General features: G+C 44.8%; 20 protein-coding genes, 1 tRNA gene and 1 pseudogene. 17 read left to right on the forward strand and 5 right to left on the reverse strand.

Translation table 11 applies throughout. The annotated features are described in order from the left end of the window. Positions 1–160: 160 nt before the first annotated feature. Positions 161–442, forward strand: a complete 282-nt coding sequence (locus H065_RS0118810; RefSeq protein ID WP_017814631.1) for a hypothetical protein — start codon at positions 161–163, stop codon at positions 440–442. Between the two features lie 197 nt (positions 443–639). Continuing rightward, a tRNA-Val gene (locus tag H065_RS0118815) sits at positions 640–711 on the forward strand. Between the two features lie 82 nt (positions 712–793). On the opposite strand, the gene H065_RS0118820 is transcribed toward H065_RS0118815, so the two are convergent. Continuing rightward, positions 794–1255: a GNAT family N-acetyltransferase gene (locus tag H065_RS0118820; protein WP_017814632.1), complete on the reverse strand. Its 462-nt coding sequence runs from the start codon at positions 1253–1255 to the stop codon at positions 794–796. Between the two features lie 102 nt (positions 1256–1357). Between H065_RS0118820 and H065_RS0118825 the strand changes: the two genes are divergently transcribed. The 8 genes from H065_RS0118825 (at position 1358) to murI (ending at position 7372) form a co-directional block, all read left to right on the forward strand. Next, positions 1358–2191, forward strand: coding sequence for a MerR family transcriptional regulator (locus H065_RS0118825; RefSeq protein ID WP_017814633.1), 834 nt, complete (start codon positions 1358–1360; stop codon positions 2189–2191). Positions 2192–2217: 26 nt separating this feature from the next. After that, the gene (locus H065_RS0118830; RefSeq protein WP_017814634.1) at positions 2218–2460 is read left to right on the forward strand and encodes a hypothetical protein; all 243 of its coding nucleotides are present in this window, start codon (positions 2218–2220) and stop codon (positions 2458–2460) included. 105 nt (positions 2461–2565) lie between these two features. Next, positions 2566–2874 (forward strand): hypothetical protein, encoded by a 309-nt coding sequence (locus H065_RS0118835; RefSeq protein WP_017814635.1) that lies wholly within the window; start codon positions 2566–2568, stop codon positions 2872–2874. A 341-nt stretch (positions 2875–3215) separates the two neighbouring features. Then, complete coding sequence (locus tag H065_RS27955) at positions 3216–3374, forward strand: hypothetical protein (RefSeq protein ID WP_017814636.1); 159 nt, start codon at positions 3216–3218, stop codon at positions 3372–3374. Positions 3375–3697: 323 nt separating this feature from the next. After that, positions 3698–4267, forward strand: coding sequence for a DUF3841 domain-containing protein (locus tag H065_RS26375; protein WP_017814637.1), 570 nt, complete (start codon positions 3698–3700; stop codon positions 4265–4267). A gap of 371 nt (positions 4268–4638) precedes the next feature. After that, positions 4639–5241 (forward strand): YdhK family protein, encoded by a 603-nt coding sequence (locus H065_RS0118850; protein WP_017814638.1) that lies wholly within the window; start codon positions 4639–4641, stop codon positions 5239–5241. A 249-nt stretch (positions 5242–5490) separates the two neighbouring features. Then, the gene (locus H065_RS0118855) at positions 5491–6486 is read left to right on the forward strand and encodes an alpha/beta hydrolase (RefSeq protein WP_017814639.1); all 996 of its coding nucleotides are present in this window, start codon (positions 5491–5493) and stop codon (positions 6484–6486) included. Between the two features lie 115 nt (positions 6487–6601). Further along, positions 6602–7372, forward strand: coding sequence for a glutamate racemase (murI, locus tag H065_RS0118860; RefSeq protein ID WP_017814640.1), 771 nt, complete (start codon positions 6602–6604; stop codon positions 7370–7372). A 190-nt stretch (positions 7373–7562) separates the two neighbouring features. Here the strand turns inward: murI and H065_RS26380 are convergent, their stop codons facing one another. Next, positions 7563–7982, reverse strand: coding sequence for a hypothetical protein (locus tag H065_RS26380; RefSeq protein ID WP_017814641.1), 420 nt, complete (start codon positions 7980–7982; stop codon positions 7563–7565). Positions 7983–8302: 320 nt separating this feature from the next. Between H065_RS26380 and H065_RS0118870 the strand changes: the two genes are divergently transcribed. Further along, a complete protein-coding gene (locus H065_RS0118870; protein WP_017814642.1) occupies positions 8303–10585 on the forward strand; it encodes a glycoside hydrolase family 3 C-terminal domain-containing protein in 2283 nt (760 codons plus the stop codon). Between the two features lie 166 nt (positions 10586–10751). Next, positions 10752–11195 (forward strand): GNAT family N-acetyltransferase, encoded by a 444-nt coding sequence (locus H065_RS0118875; protein WP_017814643.1) that lies wholly within the window; start codon positions 10752–10754, stop codon positions 11193–11195. 166 nt (positions 11196–11361) lie between these two features. Here H065_RS0118875 and H065_RS0118880 read toward each other — a convergent pair whose 3' ends face one another. Then, positions 11362–12102, reverse strand: coding sequence for an MBL fold metallo-hydrolase (locus H065_RS0118880; RefSeq protein WP_017814644.1), 741 nt, complete (start codon positions 12100–12102; stop codon positions 11362–11364). Positions 12103–12382: 280 nt separating this feature from the next. Between H065_RS0118880 and H065_RS0118885 the strand changes: the two genes are divergently transcribed. Both H065_RS0118885 and H065_RS0118890 read left to right on the forward strand, forming a co-directional pair. Then, the gene (locus tag H065_RS0118885; RefSeq protein WP_017814645.1) at positions 12383–12937 is read left to right on the forward strand and encodes a stalk domain-containing protein; all 555 of its coding nucleotides are present in this window, start codon (positions 12383–12385) and stop codon (positions 12935–12937) included. A 162-nt stretch (positions 12938–13099) separates the two neighbouring features. Then, the gene (locus H065_RS0118890) at positions 13100–13411 is read left to right on the forward strand and encodes a DUF1292 domain-containing protein (protein WP_017814646.1); all 312 of its coding nucleotides are present in this window, start codon (positions 13100–13102) and stop codon (positions 13409–13411) included. A gap of 220 nt (positions 13412–13631) precedes the next feature. Here H065_RS0118890 and H065_RS0118895 read toward each other — a convergent pair whose 3' ends face one another. Then, complete coding sequence (locus H065_RS0118895; protein WP_017814647.1) at positions 13632–15110, reverse strand: aminotransferase class I/II-fold pyridoxal phosphate-dependent enzyme; 1479 nt, start codon at positions 15108–15110, stop codon at positions 13632–13634. 372 nt (positions 15111–15482) lie between these two features. Between H065_RS0118895 and H065_RS27480 the strand changes: the two are divergent. Next, positions 15483–15674: pseudogene (locus H065_RS27480) on the forward strand (MFS transporter); the annotation flags it as partial. Between the two features lie 429 nt (positions 15675–16103). Here H065_RS27480 and H065_RS0118910 read toward each other — a convergent pair. Further along, positions 16104–16739 carry a YktB family protein gene (locus tag H065_RS0118910; protein ID WP_017814650.1) on the reverse strand — a complete coding sequence of 212 codons (636 nt, stop codon included), beginning with the start codon at positions 16737–16739 and terminating at the stop codon, positions 16104–16106. A gap of 269 nt (positions 16740–17008) precedes the next feature. Here H065_RS0118910 and H065_RS0118915 point away from each other — a divergent pair, with 269 nt between their 5' ends. Continuing rightward, complete coding sequence (locus H065_RS0118915) at positions 17009–17605, forward strand: YkzI domain-containing protein (protein ID WP_017814651.1); 597 nt, start codon at positions 17009–17011, stop codon at positions 17603–17605. A 202-nt stretch (positions 17606–17807) separates the two neighbouring features. After that, positions 17808–19223: an NADP-dependent phosphogluconate dehydrogenase gene (gene gnd / locus H065_RS0118920; protein WP_017814652.1), complete on the forward strand. Its 1416-nt coding sequence runs from the start codon at positions 17808–17810 to the stop codon at positions 19221–19223. Positions 19224–19352: the final 129 nt, after the last annotated feature.

The following is a 19352-nucleotide window of genomic DNA, read 5'->3' on the forward strand; positions in this document are numbered from 1 at the left end:
CTACAAAATAGGGGCTTGACCAGTATAAAGCAGGGGGTTTTTTGTTATCTGATTAAAAAACAACAAATCTATCCTTGCCAAAAAGCAATATACTCTATAAAATATAAGAACATACGTTCTTTTTTGGTGTGAAATATTGAATACTAGAGGAGTGGGAAATATGCTGGACGATCAGGAGAGGAAGCTGCTGCGTGTTCTATACAACTTTTTTGCCCGTCATCGCCGGATGCCTGGCTGGCGTGAACTATCCGCCATAACTTATCGATCCATCGATGAACTGATACATACATTGACTGTACTGGAGAACAAGCGCTACATATATTGGGACAACAAAGAAGACCTGGAGACTCTTATTATGATCGACGGCTGGGAGCGTGAGACCAGACGACCACGAACACCGACACCACGATCAGAAGATGCTTCATATTGGACCCAATATTAGAAGAGGATAGAGAATTATATCGCGACATGGAATGAACCCGTATGCTAGGATCTATCGCTGCCTTGTACATATCATGCTGCTGTTTGTACCTGCGTCTTATTGTCATCCCAAGCAGATAATCCGGCTGTACAGGCAAGCGAGTTAGATATTGACAGTCTTGATGTGATTTGGTATATTACTTCTTGTGATTGTTATACGACCTGTTAGCTCAGCGGGAGAGCACTATCTTGACAGGGTAGGGGTCAGTGGTTCGATCCCACTACAGGTCATACCGAGAGAGTCCTTGAATATCAAGGGCTTTTTTTATTGCTGTTTTATATCCAGTTGCCAGATAGAATTGTGACGTGGAGTCTATTTGTTCCCGGAATAGCTTCTGACCATGACTTTCTCTCCATTAATATCCAACTCTCCATTAAATCGAAAGCCAAATTTCTCATATAAATAAAGCGCTCCCTGATTATCCTCAAACAGGCTAAGATAAATATCAGCAGGACCATATACATGATGAAGATGATCAATTAAGGCAGTCAGCATGATCGTACCAAGTCCTTGTCCCTGATGGTGTTCATCAATGAGAAAACGGTCCAGCCATACCCGTCCTGCATTTCCTTCACCCGGGAACCAGCCATACATAGCAAAGCCAACAAGTGTATGATCAGCATACAAGCCTGCCGGTTGGTAAAAAGAACACTCTTCTGCTTCTTCCAGACACTGGGCTGTATTCTCAATATAAGAAACTTGATTTGGCGCTACATGCAGTGCCAGAACAGCCTGAAGATTATCTGCTGTTACATTTAGAATTTCTATTTTCATACCAGTCACCTGAATTTCTGGAGATCACGGATGGTATCTCCTCATTTTGGTCATTATGTTTTAGAATAAAGTATACCGTAACCGGATAGTCAAGGAGGCAATATGAAGACAACTCCAAACGAAGTATACCTAACAACAGGTGAGTTTGCACGTTTGTGCAAAGTAAATAAACGAACACTTTTTCACTATGATGAGATTGATCTGCTTAAGCCTGTATACACTAATGAAAAAGGATATCGTTATTATTCTCATCGTCAGCTGGATGTCTTTCTAATTATTCATATTTTAAAAGAACTGAAGATGCCGCTCAAAGACATCCGTTATTATCTGGATCATCGCACTGCAGAACAATTGATTGAGATCGCAGATAAAGAAATGCTGCATATTGAGCAGGAAATTACCAAGCTGCGACAGATCCAGCGTGTGCTGCAGGAAACTGTGGATTTTACGGCGAAAGGACTCAGTGCCAAATACAGCGAGATTCGCATAGAAGAACAGCCTGAAGAGAAGCTGATTCGCAGTGAGATGTTGATAGATGATAATCAGCATAACAGTTATCTGGAATGGACGAATCGGTTTCGGGAATTCGATCATTTTACTCAATCGGTAGCTTCTTCATTCGTAGGTACAATGATGGACACGAGAGAGCTGCTATCCGGAGAACAACAGACGGCTTATTTTTTCGTGAAAACAGACTCTATTCATACGGATCTGCAGACATTCACTAAGCCGAGAGGCCGGTATGCTGTTGCTTTTCATCATGGTACTTATGATACGCTTGATACTACATATACACGCCTGCAGGATTTTATAAAACAGCAGGATTTGCAGCCCGGTGAGTATGTGTATGAAGAGTATTTGATCGATGAAGTGGCTGTGACGAGTGAAGAGGATTATGTTACAAGAATAACCGTCGAAGTTATCAATCATGGATAGATATAGCAGCAAAGGAGATATAACGTATGAATGAAACAGCGTATGCTTACATTGATCGTACAGCCGAAGAGGTATTTCACGTACTGGATGATTATAAAGTAGCCTGCAAAGAAGCAAAAGGATCAGTCATCGAATATCGTGGTGAGCATGCTGGCGGTTATCCAGTCGTTAATCAACAGCAGCTGATCATATACGCCGGACGACGAATCGAAAAGGAGAACCAACCGATTCCGGCTTATATCCAGGCAGCTATTGATGCACTCCTCTGAATTTCTCTTCATGCAATTTTGCAGCTTCCGGTAGCGGGAGCTTTTTGCTTTGTGTATAATGGAATTTTGAAATAACCGCATTTTATATAAAGGAGATAACATCATATGGGTCAACGTTACCGAATTACCCGGGAAATGCAGCAGGAGAACGATGCAAAACAGCCGATTACTCTTGAAGAATGCAAAGCTTATTTTGAATTGCAGCCCGATATCGTATATACACCGGTCTTCACAGTCAAAGGTGAAGCCACCATGTCAATCGAAGGGGACTTTTTCCTTTGGGAGATCGAAGGAGCAACAATTCCTTTCCGTCATTTTGATGGAGATCTGTATGTATCGGGCATGAATGAAGCTGTCATTCCCAAAATGATTGAAATTGCCAGTGCTCTGCGTGCAGATATTGCCGAAGATTAATACAGTATAAGAATCTAATGATATTAGTTTATAGCATACACGCTGCGATGAACCCTATCTTGACAGGGTAGAGCTCGTCAAGGCCGTTCCTATACAAGAACGAACAGCATAAAACCATAGTAAGCTGCTAATATCCGAGATTGAATAGATTTACCGATTTTCTGCAAAAAAGTCCAGGCGCTGAATAGCCCGGGCTTTTTGATTATGATTGCCTTATTCAAAGAAGCTAGTGAATTATTTCTGAAAACAAATAAAAAATATACAAATTGCTGTTTTAAAATGATAGCCAGGGGGTGATATTAGATAGACAACGAATTTACAATTTTGGAGGCATGAGAAACGTGGAAAACAGAAACGAACAGTATGGATTTGACATAGAGAACGAAATGGATTCCTTTATGATGCAGGTGAGCCAAATCGTTAAAAACCGTGATAACTCGGATCTGGCCGTACGAGGTAAAGTGACTCAGCTCCTCAGCCAGTATATGGAAGCTAACTAAAACAATCACTCAATATAGCATATACCCTCAAGAATCTTACTCTTGTACAGGTCATGCATATAACCTACAGCGTGCAGCTCTGGATATCCATCGATATCCTGCTGCACGTTTTTAATTTGATGGGTAATCTGATTTTTCTGTTTATTTAATAGGAGCAAATACGGATCGCACTTAAAATTTATTGCTTTTTTTGTTATGATACATAGATTATGAACACACCTGCCGTACTATGCCTGCTTAACTGTATATAATTGCCGTTTGGCGACTGATGATACATAAAGGATTGCGCTATACATTTCATACAGGGAAGGAGAACAATTATAATGAAGAGAAAACATCCGGCTGTGTCTACTTCCAAGTACTGGACAGTGCAGTCTTTGTCTGCTTGGGAGCAAGCCCAGCAACACGGCTTTTTGGAAGGGCATATCGATCATATTTCTTATCCGGAAGCCTATCGCTGGATGATGGACCAAATGATAGAGCGTCTGCCTTTTTACGATGGTAGCTACCCGGTGTGGGTATGGAAAGAAAAACCGGATCTCCTGCAATTGAATCATTTTACCGGTCGGGAGCAGTGTGTCTGTCTTACCCTGTCTTTACATCCATTAAATGTACTGCTATCCGACTTTCAGGAATGGCATGCGGTATTAAATAATACATTTAATGCTGCAGACCAGGGAGAATGGGAGGAGTTCCAGGCTGGAAACTCTCTACTAAGCAAAGAACAGAGCTGGCTGCGCATATTCGATCTTAAACGCCAACTTGATGCCGACTGGCCTGGTACACAGGAGAGGCGCCTGCAGGGTGTCACTGGTCGTGTACGTCTGCAGCAGGTTCTAAAAGTAGAGTATCTGGATGAACCGAGTCTGGCGAAAAAATACTATTATTGTTAACCAGATTATATAGTAACACGTAAGAATCGGATCATTACATAGATAGGGACTGTCATAGAACAGGAGCTGTATAGGTAGGATGCAGACAACAATTTAGCCTGCATCTTATCTGACGCTCGATCAAAGCACCTATTGCATCTGGTTGTTGTTTTACATACTTATCTGTATCTGTATCTGTATCTGTATCTGTATCTGTATCTGTATCTGTATCTGTGTCATTCGTAGCTTACTCGACTAATTATTAAGAAAGGTTGTCAAAGTATATTCATATTTATAGTATTCAATATACCATACAGGGGTATAGTATATAAATAGATAGAATGAAGGAAATGGATTTCAAAAAGTAAATGATAAGAAGGGAGCAAACGATGATGAAAAAAGCTCTAATCTCTGCAGGAATCGGTACGCTGCTCATCCTCAATGGCTGCAGCAATACGCCCAATTCTGCAGCTACGGATCATCCGGTATCAACTACCTCATCAAGTGAGACAGCGGATCATGATTCTATGTCTATGGGAAACGAGGCATCTGGTGGAGCGATGCATCATTTCAGCTCAGCTGAAGTGCCAGCGGGGCTGCAAACTGCGCAGCATCCTCAATTTCCAGTAGGTACTATAGTTATAATGAATATGGATCATATGAAGGGCATGAAAGGTGCGGAGGCTACCATTACAGGTGCGTATGATACAACTGTCTATAGTGTGTCCTATACACCCGTCACAGGTGGAGAGCCGGTCAAAGACCATAAATGGGTGATTCATGAAGAAATTCAGAATGCTGGTCAATCTCCGCTCAAGCCAGGTAGCAAGATCATACTGAATGCTGATCATATGCCAGGCATGCAGGGCGCACAGGCAACAATCGATTCTGCGCAACAGACAACAGTCTATATGGTTGACTATATGCCTACTACGGGCGGGGAACCTGTCAAAAATCATAAATGGGTCACAGGCGATGAATTGTCTGCCAAATAAACAGGATAGCCATTGAACTGATTCAATTGTATGAACAACGGCTATACAATAGAGGCAAGCATTCTGTGCTTTTTCTTATGAAGAGGCAGCTATTGTTTATTTCGGGGACTGTATATTAATATGAATATAGCGTCATGATTTACAAAGCAAGCCTTTTACGAGAGGCTTGCTTTATTTGGGCCGAATATTCGGAATAAACAGTGCCCGGTGGATCGAACAGCAACCCATTACATTTACTCAGGAGGTCTCATGGCTCAGTTTACATATACAGGATTACTTAATCGGACGATGGAAATCTATGAACAGCATGGAAGTGCGGAGGCGTATCATTTTATAACGGAACATCAGGCAGATGGAATCGGCAATCCGGCACAGGTATACAATCTGCGCTATAGTCTGGCTGCTGCAGCAGATATGAATGACGAGGCACTGCAGCTGCTACGCGAAGCTATAGAGCAGCATGAATATTGGTATTCTGCCGAGTATCTGTTAGAAGAGGAGACCTTGGAGCCTTTGCGGCATGATCCCGAATTTCAGCGGTTGATCGGAATCTGCCGGGCACGTGAGACGCAGGCGATGAGCGAAAGCAGTGCCAAGCTCAATATTGTGCTTCCTGATCAGGAGAAGCCGGCAGCTACATTCCATACGATCTTTGTTCTGCACGGGGAACAGGAGAATATGGATATCGTGCAGCCTTACTGGAGTTCACTGCTTGATCGGGAATATAAGCTGGCTTTACTGCAGTCTTCCCAGATTCAGTTCACGGGAGCTTATGATTGGATAGATATCGATACAGGAATGGATGAGCTCAAGCAGTCCATGGAAGAACTGGCTCGTATCGATAATCCACAAATGGAGATCCGGGATTGCCTGCTGCCGGAGAATGCACTGCCTTCGGGTAAAAGACCTATTCTGGCGGGATTTTCCGCAGGGGCCAGAGTTGCCATGAATACAGCAGCTGAATATTCATCCGGTGTACGTGGTATGATCCTCGTGGCTCCCTGGATGCCTGATCGAGAAGAATGGGAACTGGGATTAAATGCCTGGAAAGAGCATGGCGTAAAAATGTATATTATTTGCGGCGAGAGTGATGAAGAGTGTATGCCTGGAGCACAGGAGCTGGTGGAAGCACTTGATTTCAAAGGTATTCCATATGTATTCAAAAATGTAACGGGTCTGGGCCATGATTATCCGGCTCATTTTAACCAAATGCTGCAGGAAGCTGTAGCATTTATAGAGGGATGATGCAGTCATCCCCCTTTTATTTTCAAATGGAATCGAAAAAGTTATAATTAGGTATAGATAACACGAATTATTAGACAAGACATATCGTGAATGGACAGAGGGAAGAGTGAACGGAGTGAAGATAGGAATTTTTGATTCCGGTGTTGGTGGTTTGACGGTAATGCATGAAGCACTAAAGCTGATGCCAAATGAAGATTATGTATTTTATGCGGACACCCGGCATGTACCTTACGGAGAAAAGTCCAAGGATGAAGTCCGACAGTATGTAATCGAAGCTGCAGATTATCTGGCTGCCCAGAATATCAAAGCACTCGTGATTGCATGCAATACAGCAACCAGTATCGCTGTAACGGATCTGCGGCAACGATACGATTTTCCGGTAATCGGCATTGAACCGGCAGTCAAACCTGCCGTACAGAACAGTATTATTAAGCATAAAAAAGTACTGGTGCTGGCGACAAGACTGACGTTGAATGAAGAGAAGTTCCATAATCTGGTCAAAAGTATTGATACTGAAGATATTGTGGAAAGTGTACCGATGCCTGGCCTGGTACAGCTGGCTGAGGAGCGCAAGTTTGGGGATGAGGATGTACTTCCTTATTTAGAACAGGCGCTGGGAGATCTGGATTTGCGACAGTACGGTACAGTAGTGCTGGGCTGTACGCATTTTCCTTATTTCCGCAGTAATCTATGCCGCTTTTTCCCCGAAGAAGTGGATATTATTGATGGAAGCAATGGTACGGCCAGACATCTGCAACATGTTCTGGAAGAACGTGGACAAATCGGAGATGGCACTGGACAGATGAATTTTGTCAAATCCGGTGTAACTGCAGAAAGCCCGGAAGAAATGATGGATTATCGGCATCTGATGGGCTTGTTATCCTGAGTAGACACAGTTACTGAACAAACGACTATTATGTTAATAGCAGCTACCTTTGAACAGAGGTAGCTGCTATTTTTTTATTTGTTTAACAATATCGATGGATAATTTATTAAATCGGCTGGCCGTTTAATCGTATTGAGGGATTGCAGTAACTATAGATAGCAGCAGAATATAGAGGACAGATTAGAATAGATTACGATACGTGAGAAGCCGCTTGGACACGTGATTTTTTCGAGGTATACGAAGTGTATTTGCGATACGATTGGGACGAATTCGAAGATTTTCTGGATGCTGCTGAAGTAGAAGTAGATGAACCGGTAGAAGTGGCAGACTTTGGAATAGTAGTGGAGGAAGACGAAGGAGAAGAACTGGTAGCAACGGCAGTTGCTGAAGCAGCCAACTGCTTGACGGAAATCGTCGGTCTGATCGCTTTGGAAGGTTGCCATGCCAAAATATTCTCTTCACGAAAAGTGCGCGGTTCTCCCGAACGCAGGCAATCTGCATATACCAGACCATTGCGAATTCGCTTGATCTCAATCCTCCGTTGGGTCAATTTGCCGGACTGATCCATATATACAATTTCGAGTAATTCTCCGATATGTTTGGCTAGCATAATCATCCCTCTTATCAGAACATTTGTTCTCTTATTTATTCTTATTATATACGAACAAATGTTCTTTTTCAATCTAATTTTCGATTAAATATTGGAAGGGGAAATATGATTTTGATTCATTAATATATTTGATTTGGTTGCTGTTATTTTGATTATTTTTGCGATGTGTACCAATTTACTGCGAATTTTACCATACAACGATATTCGTTCGGCATATGATGATATGGGGTAAGTGAATAGAGAGTAACCAGAATAAATGTAAAGACAAGAAAGTTGCAGATCTCATCAGTTAATCCAATCCGATTATGCAGGAGGTACTTATGAACACACCATATTCGATCAAAGAACTGATTTCCAACCTGACGCTGGAAGAGAAAGCAAGCTTGTGTTCAGGTCTTGATTTCTGGCATACACAGCCGATAGAACGTCTGAATATTCCATCTGTTATGATGACCGATGGTCCTCATGGGCTGCGCAAGCAGGATGCAGAAGGGGATCATTTGGGGCTCAACGATAGTGTACCGGCAACATGTTTTCCAACAGCAGCAGGCATGGCGGCTTCATGGAACAGGGAATTGATGCACCATGTTGGTACAGCACTTGGGCAGGAATCGCAGGCAGAAGAGGTAGCGGTCATTCTGGGACCGGGCGTAAATATCAAGCGTTCTCCGCTATGTGGACGTAATTTTGAGTACTTTTCCGAAGATCCGTATTTGTCCTCGGAGCTTGCTGCAGGTCATATTCAGGGTGTACAGAGCCAGGGTGTAGGCACATCGCTGAAGCATTTTGCCGCCAACAATCAGGAGACCCGGCGGATGTCGGTAGATACGATCGTGGATGAACGTACACTTCGCGAAATTTATCTGGCCAGCTTTGAGGGAGCCGTGAAACAGTCACAGCCATGGAGTGTAATGTGCTCCTACAATAAAATCAACGGTGTATATGCCGGGGAAAATCATGAATTGCTCACACGTATTTTGCGAGAGGAATGGGGATTCGAAGGATTCGTTGTATCCGACTGGGGGGCGGTGAATGAACGTGTAGCTGCACTGCAGGCAGGCATGGAGCTGGAAATGCCGACAAGTGCGGGGATCGGAGATGCCAAGATTGTAGCTGCTGTTCAGCAGGGAACGCTGGATGAATCTGTACTCGATACAGCGGTGGAGCGTCTGCTGAATTTTGTATTCAAGGCTGCAGCAGCGCAGAAGACAGAAGCTTCCTTCGATTCCCGTCAACATCATCAGCTGGCTCGTGAGGTTGCCCGTGAAAGTATGGTGCTGCTCAAAAATGAAGATCATCTGCTGCCGCTTCGCAAAGAAGGGAAAATTGCGGTAATCGGTGAGTTCGCCGTCAAGCCGCGTTATCAGGGCAGTGGCAGCTCTCATATTAATCCGACTCATCTGGATCAGGCGCTGGATGAAATTCGTATACTTGCAGGGGATCAGGCTGAAGTTACGTATGCAGCTGGCTATGATCTGGACAGTGATGAAGTAAAAGAAGAACTTGTACAGGAAGCGGTCCGGATCGCTTCCGAAGCCGATGTAGTCATTCTGTTCACCGGTCTGCCGGATCGTTATGAATCCGAGGGATATGATCGTGAACATCTGGATCTGCCGGATAATCACCAGCGTCTGATTACATCGCTCTCGGATGTACAGGACAACCTGGTGGTCGTTCTCAGTAACGGTTCGCCGGTAACAATGCCGTGGCTTAACCAGGTGAAATCAGTATTGGAAGGTTATCTGGGTGGACAAGCCGGAGGCGGTGCAGCTGCCGATCTGTTGTTTGGAGAGGTGAGTCCCAGCGGCAAGCTGCCGGAGACATTCCCGGTGAAGCTGAGCGATAATCCGTCATTCCTGAACTTCCCGGGTGAAGGTGATCGTGTCGAGTACCGTGAAGGCTTATTCGTGGGCTATCGCTATTATGACCAAAAGCAGATTGAACCGCTGTTTCCTTTCGGGTATGGACTGAGTTATACGACTTTCGAATACAGCGATCTCACGGTAAATACGTCCAGCTGCACAGACGAAGATACCGTGAAGGTAGAAGTGACGGTTACGAATACTGGTCCGGTTCGGGGTCAAGAAATTGTACAGCTCTATGTGCATGATGTAGAGAGTACGGTTATTCGGCCGCAGCAGGAACTGAAAGGATTCGCCAAAGTCGATCTGCAGCCGGGAGAGAGCCGTAAGGTTATATTCGAACTGGGTAAGCGTGCTTTTGCCTATTACAATGTGAATATTGGAGACTGGCATGTAGAGACAGGTACTTTTGCGATCCGTATCGGAGCTTCTTCTCGTGACATTCGTCTGGAAAGTACAATTGAAGTGAAATCAACAGTCAGCCTGCCGGTTACATTTCACCGCAATACGATGATCGGCGATGTAGCAGCCAATCCGGCAACCGCTGACATGGCCAAGCAGTTTGCCGAGCGCTCCGGATTAAATGAGATGATGGGAGACAGTCAGGATCTGCTGCTGGCGATGATTAAATACATGCCGCTGCGTGCGATGATCGGATTCGGACAGGGCAACTATACCGAAGAAATGCTTAGTCGTGATATCGCGGAACTTAACCGTCTTCATGCCGAGTATAACCACTAATAGTTTGGTTTGGCGGCTTCTTTCCATTTTGGGGAAGAAGCCGTTTGGTTGTGTACCAACGATTCATACAGTAGTCAGTCTACTCAATAAAAGGTACAATAATGACGGAAATCAGAACAATGGATCGACCGCTTGTTGGTTTGACCGGGTGGAGGAGAAGACAGAGGTGACAAGAGAAGTGATAGAGGTTCAGAACCAGCAGCAGCTGGATGCATGTTTTGCTATTCGGCGTAAAGTGTTTATTGAAGAACAGAATGTACCCGAACATATCGAAATAGACGATTATGATCGTCTGGACAGCAGTGCTTATCATGTTCTGTTACTGGACAAGGGACAGCCGGTAGCGACCGGACGAATCACGACCTACACGGACGGTTCTGCCAAAATGCAGCGTGTAGCCGTATTGCCGGATTATCGCAAAGGGGGTTACGGTTCATCCCTGATGAACGGAATGGAAGATTGTGCGCGCAGTCATGGATATATCCGGGCAATCCTGGATGCGCAGTGTCATGCTGAAGGATTCTATGATCGCCTTGGTTACCGTACGATTTCTGCCGAGCCTTTTGATGATGCGGGTATTCCCCATGTTCGTATGATCAAGGATCTGTAAACCAGCAGATTATTGTCTTTCTTGTACAACCGTGGTATCGGTAATCATACAATCAGAAATAGATATATGTAAAAAGCTGCTTTCCCGGTTACGTCTATGGACCGGAGAAGCAGCTTTTTTGGTTAATGCACTGCATATCGTTATCTAGCCTTACATAAATGAGTTGCTATTCCGGAAGGCGATAGATACGATGCTGCTCCAGAAATTCCATGCCTGCTGTTTTACCTTCGAAGTCATCCTTGTCATCATTATAATGCATCAGCTTGACCCGAGAACGTACCGCTTCGGGCAGTGACATGAGTTCATCCAGTGTAGCATGCACAATACCAGGCGGGTGCAGCTGGCAGTCGTGCAGAATCTGTCTGACGCCGCGATCATGCACGAGTTGTTCCAGCAGATCAGATTGGAACTTCATATCTGCACTGTAGAAAATCTCATTGTTGATCAGCACGGAGTAGCTGTTTTTGCCATCAATATGTGGGGTCTGGATTAGCTCAATGGTCAGTCCTTCGGCAAGCTGCACCGATTGATCGGCTACGAGTGGTTTAACATCAAACACATCTTCCAGCTGCTCAATGCCTTCCTGGCTCATCCCGCCATACAGTGTATGCTCCCATAATGGACGAATCAGCGTACTGGCAATATACAGTACCGGTTTGCGGTTATGCACAAATTTGCCACGAAAGCCCAGCTCTTCGAGCCCGCCTACATGATCACCATGAATATGCGTAATCAGAATGGCATCAATATCATTCAGATCTTTGCCCAGCTCATGCAGAGCAGCAGGAGCCGTGATTCCGCAGTCGATCATCAGTGTATAATCACCGGCATGTACGAGTGCATTGTTGTTGTAATATTTTTTGGCAAAGGCATTGCCAGTACCCAGCATCTGTAGTTCAATTGACATATATATCCTCCTGTCCCGGTATCAAGGTATGGATCTGAAGTCAGCTGTTCCATCTGTTGCTGACTCCTATGACTATATTCTCTTATCACTTTACCATGAGCAGTGTAAGGAATGGAAATGCTCCTATGGAGTATAGATTTCGCTGTACGATACCGTCATGCTAAAGATCAAAAGGTTACAATATTTTTACCGCAACTGAAACAGAGTTGAGGAGTATACATGTATGGAAGATGAGTATGTTACTGAATGTTTAGTATACATTTTAAAGGAGGGGCAACGTATGATGTGGAAAAGGGTAGCTGCCTTTACGCTAGCTTTCTTTTTGATGGGAAGCTCGGTTCTGTTTGCAGATTCCGCTTATCAGCAGGTGCGGGTCTGGATTAACGGAAATGAAGTGGATGGCGGTTCGTATGTAATCAATGGCAAAACCTATGTGCCTCTGCGTGAAATGGACGGATTGGTAGATTATGATAATGATGCCAAAACCGTAAAGTTGTATAAACCGAATGTACATATCTTTTTGTTCAAAGGGGATACTGCCTTCGGCAATGTTAGCAAAGGCAAACTCAAGTTTAACGTATTCACCCAGGTCGATCATCTGGAGACTGATATTGCTGCAGTCAAGGTAGCGATTACCGATCCTTCCGGCAGCCAAAAAGATATTCAGAGTCAGGATATTACCCAGCAAAAAGATAACTTCTGGTTCCGTACGTATGACTTCACTTATAACTTTGCAACATCAGGCGAATACAAGGTTGGCTTCTATATGAAGAAGTCCAAATCAAGTGATTATGTACTGGTCTCCGAAAAGGTGATTACGGCGCTGAATCAGTAGTCCATATCACGAGATTGGGGTGTACATGGTTCAATTGACCTGTACGGTGTAAAGTGGTACGATACACAAGTGTTATTTTTAATATGGAGCTACTGTCCGGATTTGGCAGGTCCATCAAACGTAAAGATATCATCCAAATTTATACCGAAAGTGGGTTATCCTATGAGCGATAAACATGTACACGACGAGAACAGCAACCACGATCATGACCATGATCACGAACATGATGAGTTTGTACTTAGTCTGACAGACGAAGAAGGCAACGATGTAGAAATGGTACTCGTTGAGACTTTTGATGTAGGCGAGAAACTGTATGCGCTGCTGCTGGAGCGTGGCAATCCGGAAGCGGATGGTTATATCATGCGTCTGGAAGAAGAAGACGATGGCATGGTACTGGAAAATATCGAAGATGAAGCAGAATGGAAAGCAGTTGAGCAGGCGTACGCCGAGCTGGTTGCAGAATCCGAAGAGTAATCTTCCATAGCGGACAGACTCTTACAGCTGCCTGCTTATTGATATTCCATCAAAAAGAGTCTTGTTCCGATGAGGAACAGGGCTTTTTTTTGTTTGTCCCTATGCGAATAAAAAAGAAATGAATGCACCAAAAAAAGACGATCTGCACAAGCAGATCGTCTTTTCGCTATACAAGCAGTAGATACTTCGTGATATTTGCATGCCTTATGGATTGGAATTTTTAGAAAATAGCATCCGTTTCTACAATGACTTTGACATTGCGTACACTGCGATCTTCCGGACCTTTGACAGGAAGACCCACTTTGACATGGTCAGTAATGTAGTCGATGTTCTCCTGGGAGATGACTTCTCCCGGCAGCAGAATCGGAATACCCGGCGGATAAACATAGATGAATTCGGCAATAATCCGTCCTGCCGATTCTTCGAAAGCAATCGTCTCAGTATCTCCATAAAACGCTTCGCGTGGCGTCAGGGACAGCTGCGGAATCTCGGGGATCTTGACCATCAATTCTTTGATCTCGCGGCCGCTGCCGTAGAACTCAGCAGCCATATCGGTCAGGGCGCGAATCAGAATATCCACGCTGTCCTGTGTATCACCCGGAGTCACCAGACAGAGGATATTGTACATATCACTCAGCTCGATCTCCAGATTGTAATGATCGCGCAACCAGTTCTCTGCGTCGTAACCGGTAATGCCCAGGTGACGGATATGAATCGTCAGCTTGGTCGGATCATAATTGAAAGTCGCTTCACCGCCAAGCAGCTCTTCGCCAAAGCAGTACAATCCTTCAATTTCATTGATTTTGCGGCGTGACTCTTGAGCCAGTCCGATCGTACGCTCTGCCATTTCATGTCCGTTCAGTGCCAGATTCCGGCGGGATGTATCCAGCGAAGCCAGCAGAATATAGGAGGTCGAGGTTGTAGTCAACATACTGATGATCGTCTGAACCCGCTGCGGGTTCACATGGCCATTTTTCACATTGACATTCAGTACGGAACTCTGGGTCATGGAGCCGCCCAGTTTGTGTACGCTGGTAGCAGCCATATCGGCACCAGCAGCCATAGCCGATACCGGCAGCTTTTCATTAAAATGAATCAGTACGCCATGCGCTTCATCGACCAGTACCGGAACGCCGCGGCTGTGAGCCAGATCGACGATCTCCTTGAGATCGGCGCATACGCCGAAATACGTCGGATTAATCACGAGTACCCCTTTGGCATCCGGATGGCGATCTAGCGCTCGGCGTACCGAAGAGGTGGTAATACCATGATCGATCCCCAGGTTCTCATCACGTACCGGAGAGACGAATACCGGCTTGGCTCCTGCAAAGATAATCGCTGACATAATCGATTTGTGTACATTGCGCGGAACAATCAGTTTATCGCCGGGCGAGCAGACGGTCATAATCATCGTCATGATCGCACCGCTGGTACCCTGTACGGAGAAATACGTGTAGTCTGCGCCGAACGCATCGGCAGCCAGCTTTTGTGCCTGTTCGATCACACCCATTGGTTGATGAAGATCATCGAGTGGTGCGATATTGATCAGATCTATAGAAAGGGCGTTATCCCCAATAAACTCTCGGAATTCCTGATCACTGCCGAGTCCTTTTTTGTGTCCCGGAATGTGAAATTGCACGGGATTGCTTGCCGCATGCTGCTTAAGGGCAGTGAAAAGCGGAGTTTGCGTATGATCCATCGAAGCTGTCACAACCTTTCTAAAGGTGGAATATGGGTAAACATTTTAAAACCAAACAAAAATGAGTATAGCAAAATGAGGGGGGAATGCAATAGTTATCTTGGGAGAGAGTTGCAGACCGCTGATTATCTCATGCTACAATACATATGGTTATTCCCACAAAAATGAATTCTTTTTCCAGATTCGTTTCCATAAAATGACTGCTTTGTCGACCTGCTGTTCAGCTCAGCGGCAGATGGGCAAAGCAGTATATACAGTGTATACATTATGCGAGTCTGCTATAAGCTAGCCCGAGAGGAGTCCCTTATGCCCGTTACTGCCAATTATTCGTCGCCACGTCATTCGTCCAGGCGGAGACACCAATTTAACTTTATCTGTCTATGGCTGCTCATTTTCCTTGTTGAATTTGTAAAAGGCGGACTGCTGGTCACACTGTTGCCGCTATATATGGGACATATGCTCGGATTGCCTGCTTTTACAATCGGACTGGCATTCGCTCTTCAATATGTAGGGGATAATGCACTGCGCAGTCCGGCGGGCTGGTTGGCTGAACGACTAGGGTTCTGGATTGGTAATCGGTCCGCTTGTCCCTGGCACATTATGGGATAAGATTAGTCCGCAAGCTCCCTTTTTTGTCAGTGCCACAGCGATGGTATGCTTGTTTGTTATTCATTGGGTAATGGTCAGACAGCGGCCGGATCTGAAATAAAACCATCAATAGTTATCATTCGCAGCGAATCAGTTAGCCAACGATCAGCTCGCTGCATAAATAACAAAAAAAGAATATAAACATTCAACAATGAATCGGTAATAAAAAAACCCACTTTCCTGCAGCGTTGCCATGCTGGAAAGTGGGCTTTTGGTAATGAACTATTTGTGTTCATGGATAGTGTGAGGTTAGCATCATTTTAGATTCATTGCTTAGTCATGTGTAAGAATAAATATCCAAAGCACATCCACTCGATAACGTTTATGATGCTATTTCATGCGGGTTCAGGCAAAAGCCATTTTATACAGTGGCAGTAGCTGCTCAAAGGTCTGTTCCACCTTCTGAACGAATGCCTCACCGTTACTTAGCAGAGGATCGTCTTTGGCAATGCGCAGTCCGCAGACCACCTCGGACTTTTTGATATTTTGCAGTTTGGTACCGATTGCCATCAGCTGCTGCTCATCCATATCGGATTGCAGGGTGCCCTGTGGAGACATATGATCAGTGGACCAATAGAAATGATCCGGTACGGTTTTTTGGATTTCCTGCAGCCGGGAGGCGATTGCTTTGCCAAAATCCACCTTGCGTGGACTCTCATAAATGATGGCAAATACAACAAATACATGACTGCCGAACATACCTACTTCAAAATGGGGCAGAGCCTTGTAACCACGCTTGTTGGCTGCCCATGCCACCCAGGTATCCTTGGGAGGATTAACAGTACGGCGTGCATGCTTGGCGACATGCACATACATTTCTTCGCCGCTCAGAGCGGACAGATGCGGCTGGATCATCTCACCCAGCATGGTGAGCTTGGGACGGACCCGTTCAATCAGCGCTTCCATGCGTGGTTCCAGTCCATCGATGGAGAATACTTCAAAATCACGGGTATCAAACCCCGGAAAAACAGTCGAATTCATTTTCAAAAGCCTCTCTTTCTGACAGTTGCCACTTCTAGCCGAATTATAGCATAGGATTCACGATATATTTCATGAAGATTACATGTGTCTGAGTTGTTAACTGCTTAGATGATCCGGCAAACGGGTAAAAATAAACAAGTCAAACCAGCAATTATTCTCATATTCGATCTTTATCTTACTACAATTTATACCTGCACAACATCCAGAGTGGATCATTTATACATGAGTAGTTATACCAATAAATAATATAAGGAAAAGGAGGGACTACTATGAACAAGAGCTATGAAGTGGAATACTGCAATCTGGAACTTCGTTTTGAACGCCGGGATATTCAGAATCTGATACGGGATTTGATCAAAGAGGGCTATTCGCTGTACTGGCGCGAGACGGAGGACTCCTTTATCGTATCGATTCGGACGGATGATCATATGACCAAGCTTCGTTTCCAGCAGACTCAGGAAGGCTACAAGTTGATTGGTGATTATCGTATCCATGATGCACGTCTGGCTGAATGGATGGAAAAGCTGATCGGTGATACCAAAGGTCATGCGATTGTAAAACGGTTTCGGGATCAGCAGATTCTGGTAGAAAATATACTGTTTGGCGAAGTGATCCGTATGGTGGAGATTTCCGGATTCGAACAACGTATTCTATATCAAAAAGAATCGACACCGACCCGTGAATCGCTCAATGCTCTGTACATGTCGACCGAAGGCGAGCAACGCATCGAATCGACCGAGCGCAAGATTGATGAATCGCTCGATCTGCTGAATGAAGCGATCAAAGCAGGCGATACCAAGCGTGTTGAAGAGTGCAAAAAAGTGTTGGAAAATCTTCGTTTTGAACTTGTACGCTTGGAAAAGTAAAGTTTAAGGCGTGATATGCATGGGGTTCATAAAAATAGTTTGAATTTTACGTAAAAAATTCAACATTTTTATGAACTTTCATGGGATCACGCCTTTAGACTTTCTTTATATCCATAAAACATGTAAAATGTTGAATTGACTCAACTGAGATTATACAGATTATTGAATAAAAAATACTGTAGTAAAGGATGGAGAACCAGAAATGTCTAAACAACAAATTGGTGTAGTTGGTCTTGCCGTTATGGGTAAGAACCTGGCTCTGAACATCGAAAGCAAAGGGTTCAGCGTATCTGTATTCAACCGCTCCCCGCAAAAAACGCATGATCTGATGGAAGAAGCCAAAGGCAAAAATATGGTTGGTACGTTCTCAATCGAGGAATTTGTCCAGTCTCTGGAAGTTCCACGCAAAATTCTGATCATGGTTCAGGCGGGTCCTGCTACAGACGCTACCATTGAACAGCTGGTTCCACATCTGGATCAAGGCGATATTATTATTGATGGCGGTAACGCCCATTTCCCTGATACACAGCGCCGCAGCAAAGAACTGGAAGACAAAGGTTTCCGCTTTATCGGAGCGGGCGTATCCGGCGGTGAAGAAGGCGCACTGAAAGGTCCTGCAATCATGCCGGGCGGACAGGAAAGTGCCTACAAGCTGGTTGAACCGATCCTGACTTCTATCTCTGCACATGTTAACGGCGATCCTTGCTGTACATATATCGGACCGGACGGTGCAGGCCACTATGTGAAAATGGTCCACAACGGTATCGAGTATGGCGACATGCAGCTGATCGGTGAAGCGTATAACCTGCTTACTTCTGTACTTGGTGCAGACACCAAAGAACTGCATTCCATTTTCGATGAATGGAATAAAGGCGAGCTGGATAGCTACCTGATCGAAATTACAACAGATATCTTTACCAAATATGACGAAGAAACCGGCAAACCGATGGTAGATGTAATCCTCGATGCTGCCGGCCAAAAAGGTACAGGTAAATGGACGAGCCAAAGCGCACTGGATCTCGGCGTGCCATTGTCCATGATTACCGAATCCGTATTCGCACGCTTCCTGTCTGCAATCAAGGAAGAACGCGTAGCCGCAAGCAAAATCCTGAGCGGACCAAAAACAGAAGCGTTCTCCGGTGACAAAGCCGAATTTATCGAAGCGATCCGTAAAGCACTGTACGCTTCCAAAATCGTATCCTACGCTCAAGGTTTCGCACAAATGCGTGCGGCTTCCGACGAGTATGGCTGGGATCTGAAATACGGTAACATCGCCATGATCTTCCGCGGCGGCTGTATCATTCGTTCCCGCTTCCTGCAAAACATCAAGGATGCATACGACAAAGACGGCGGCCTGAAAAACCTGCTGCTTGACGACTACTTCAAAAATATCGTTGAAAACTATCAAGACGCTTGGCGTGAAGTGGTAGCTACAGCAGTGAAATATGGTATTCCGGTTCCTGGTTTCTCCAGCGCACTGGCTTACTTCGATAGCTACCGCACTGAGCGTCTGCCAGCCAACCTGCTGCAGGCACAACGTGACTACTTCGGCGCTCACACGTTTAAACGTGTAGACAAAGAAGGCACATTCCACTACGAGTGGATGAAAGAACAATAATGTATTGACCAACTATACATTTCCCAAAGATCTGTCCAGTCACAAATGAATAATTAATAAATATCAGTACTTTAACGTATTTAGTAATAATAAACCCCTCTTTCTATCAAACAGAAGAGGGGTTTTCTT

The organism is Paenibacillus shenyangensis (genome assembly GCF_000346635.1).
Lineage (GTDB): Bacteria > Bacillota > Bacilli > Paenibacillales > Paenibacillaceae > Saccharibacillus > Saccharibacillus dauci.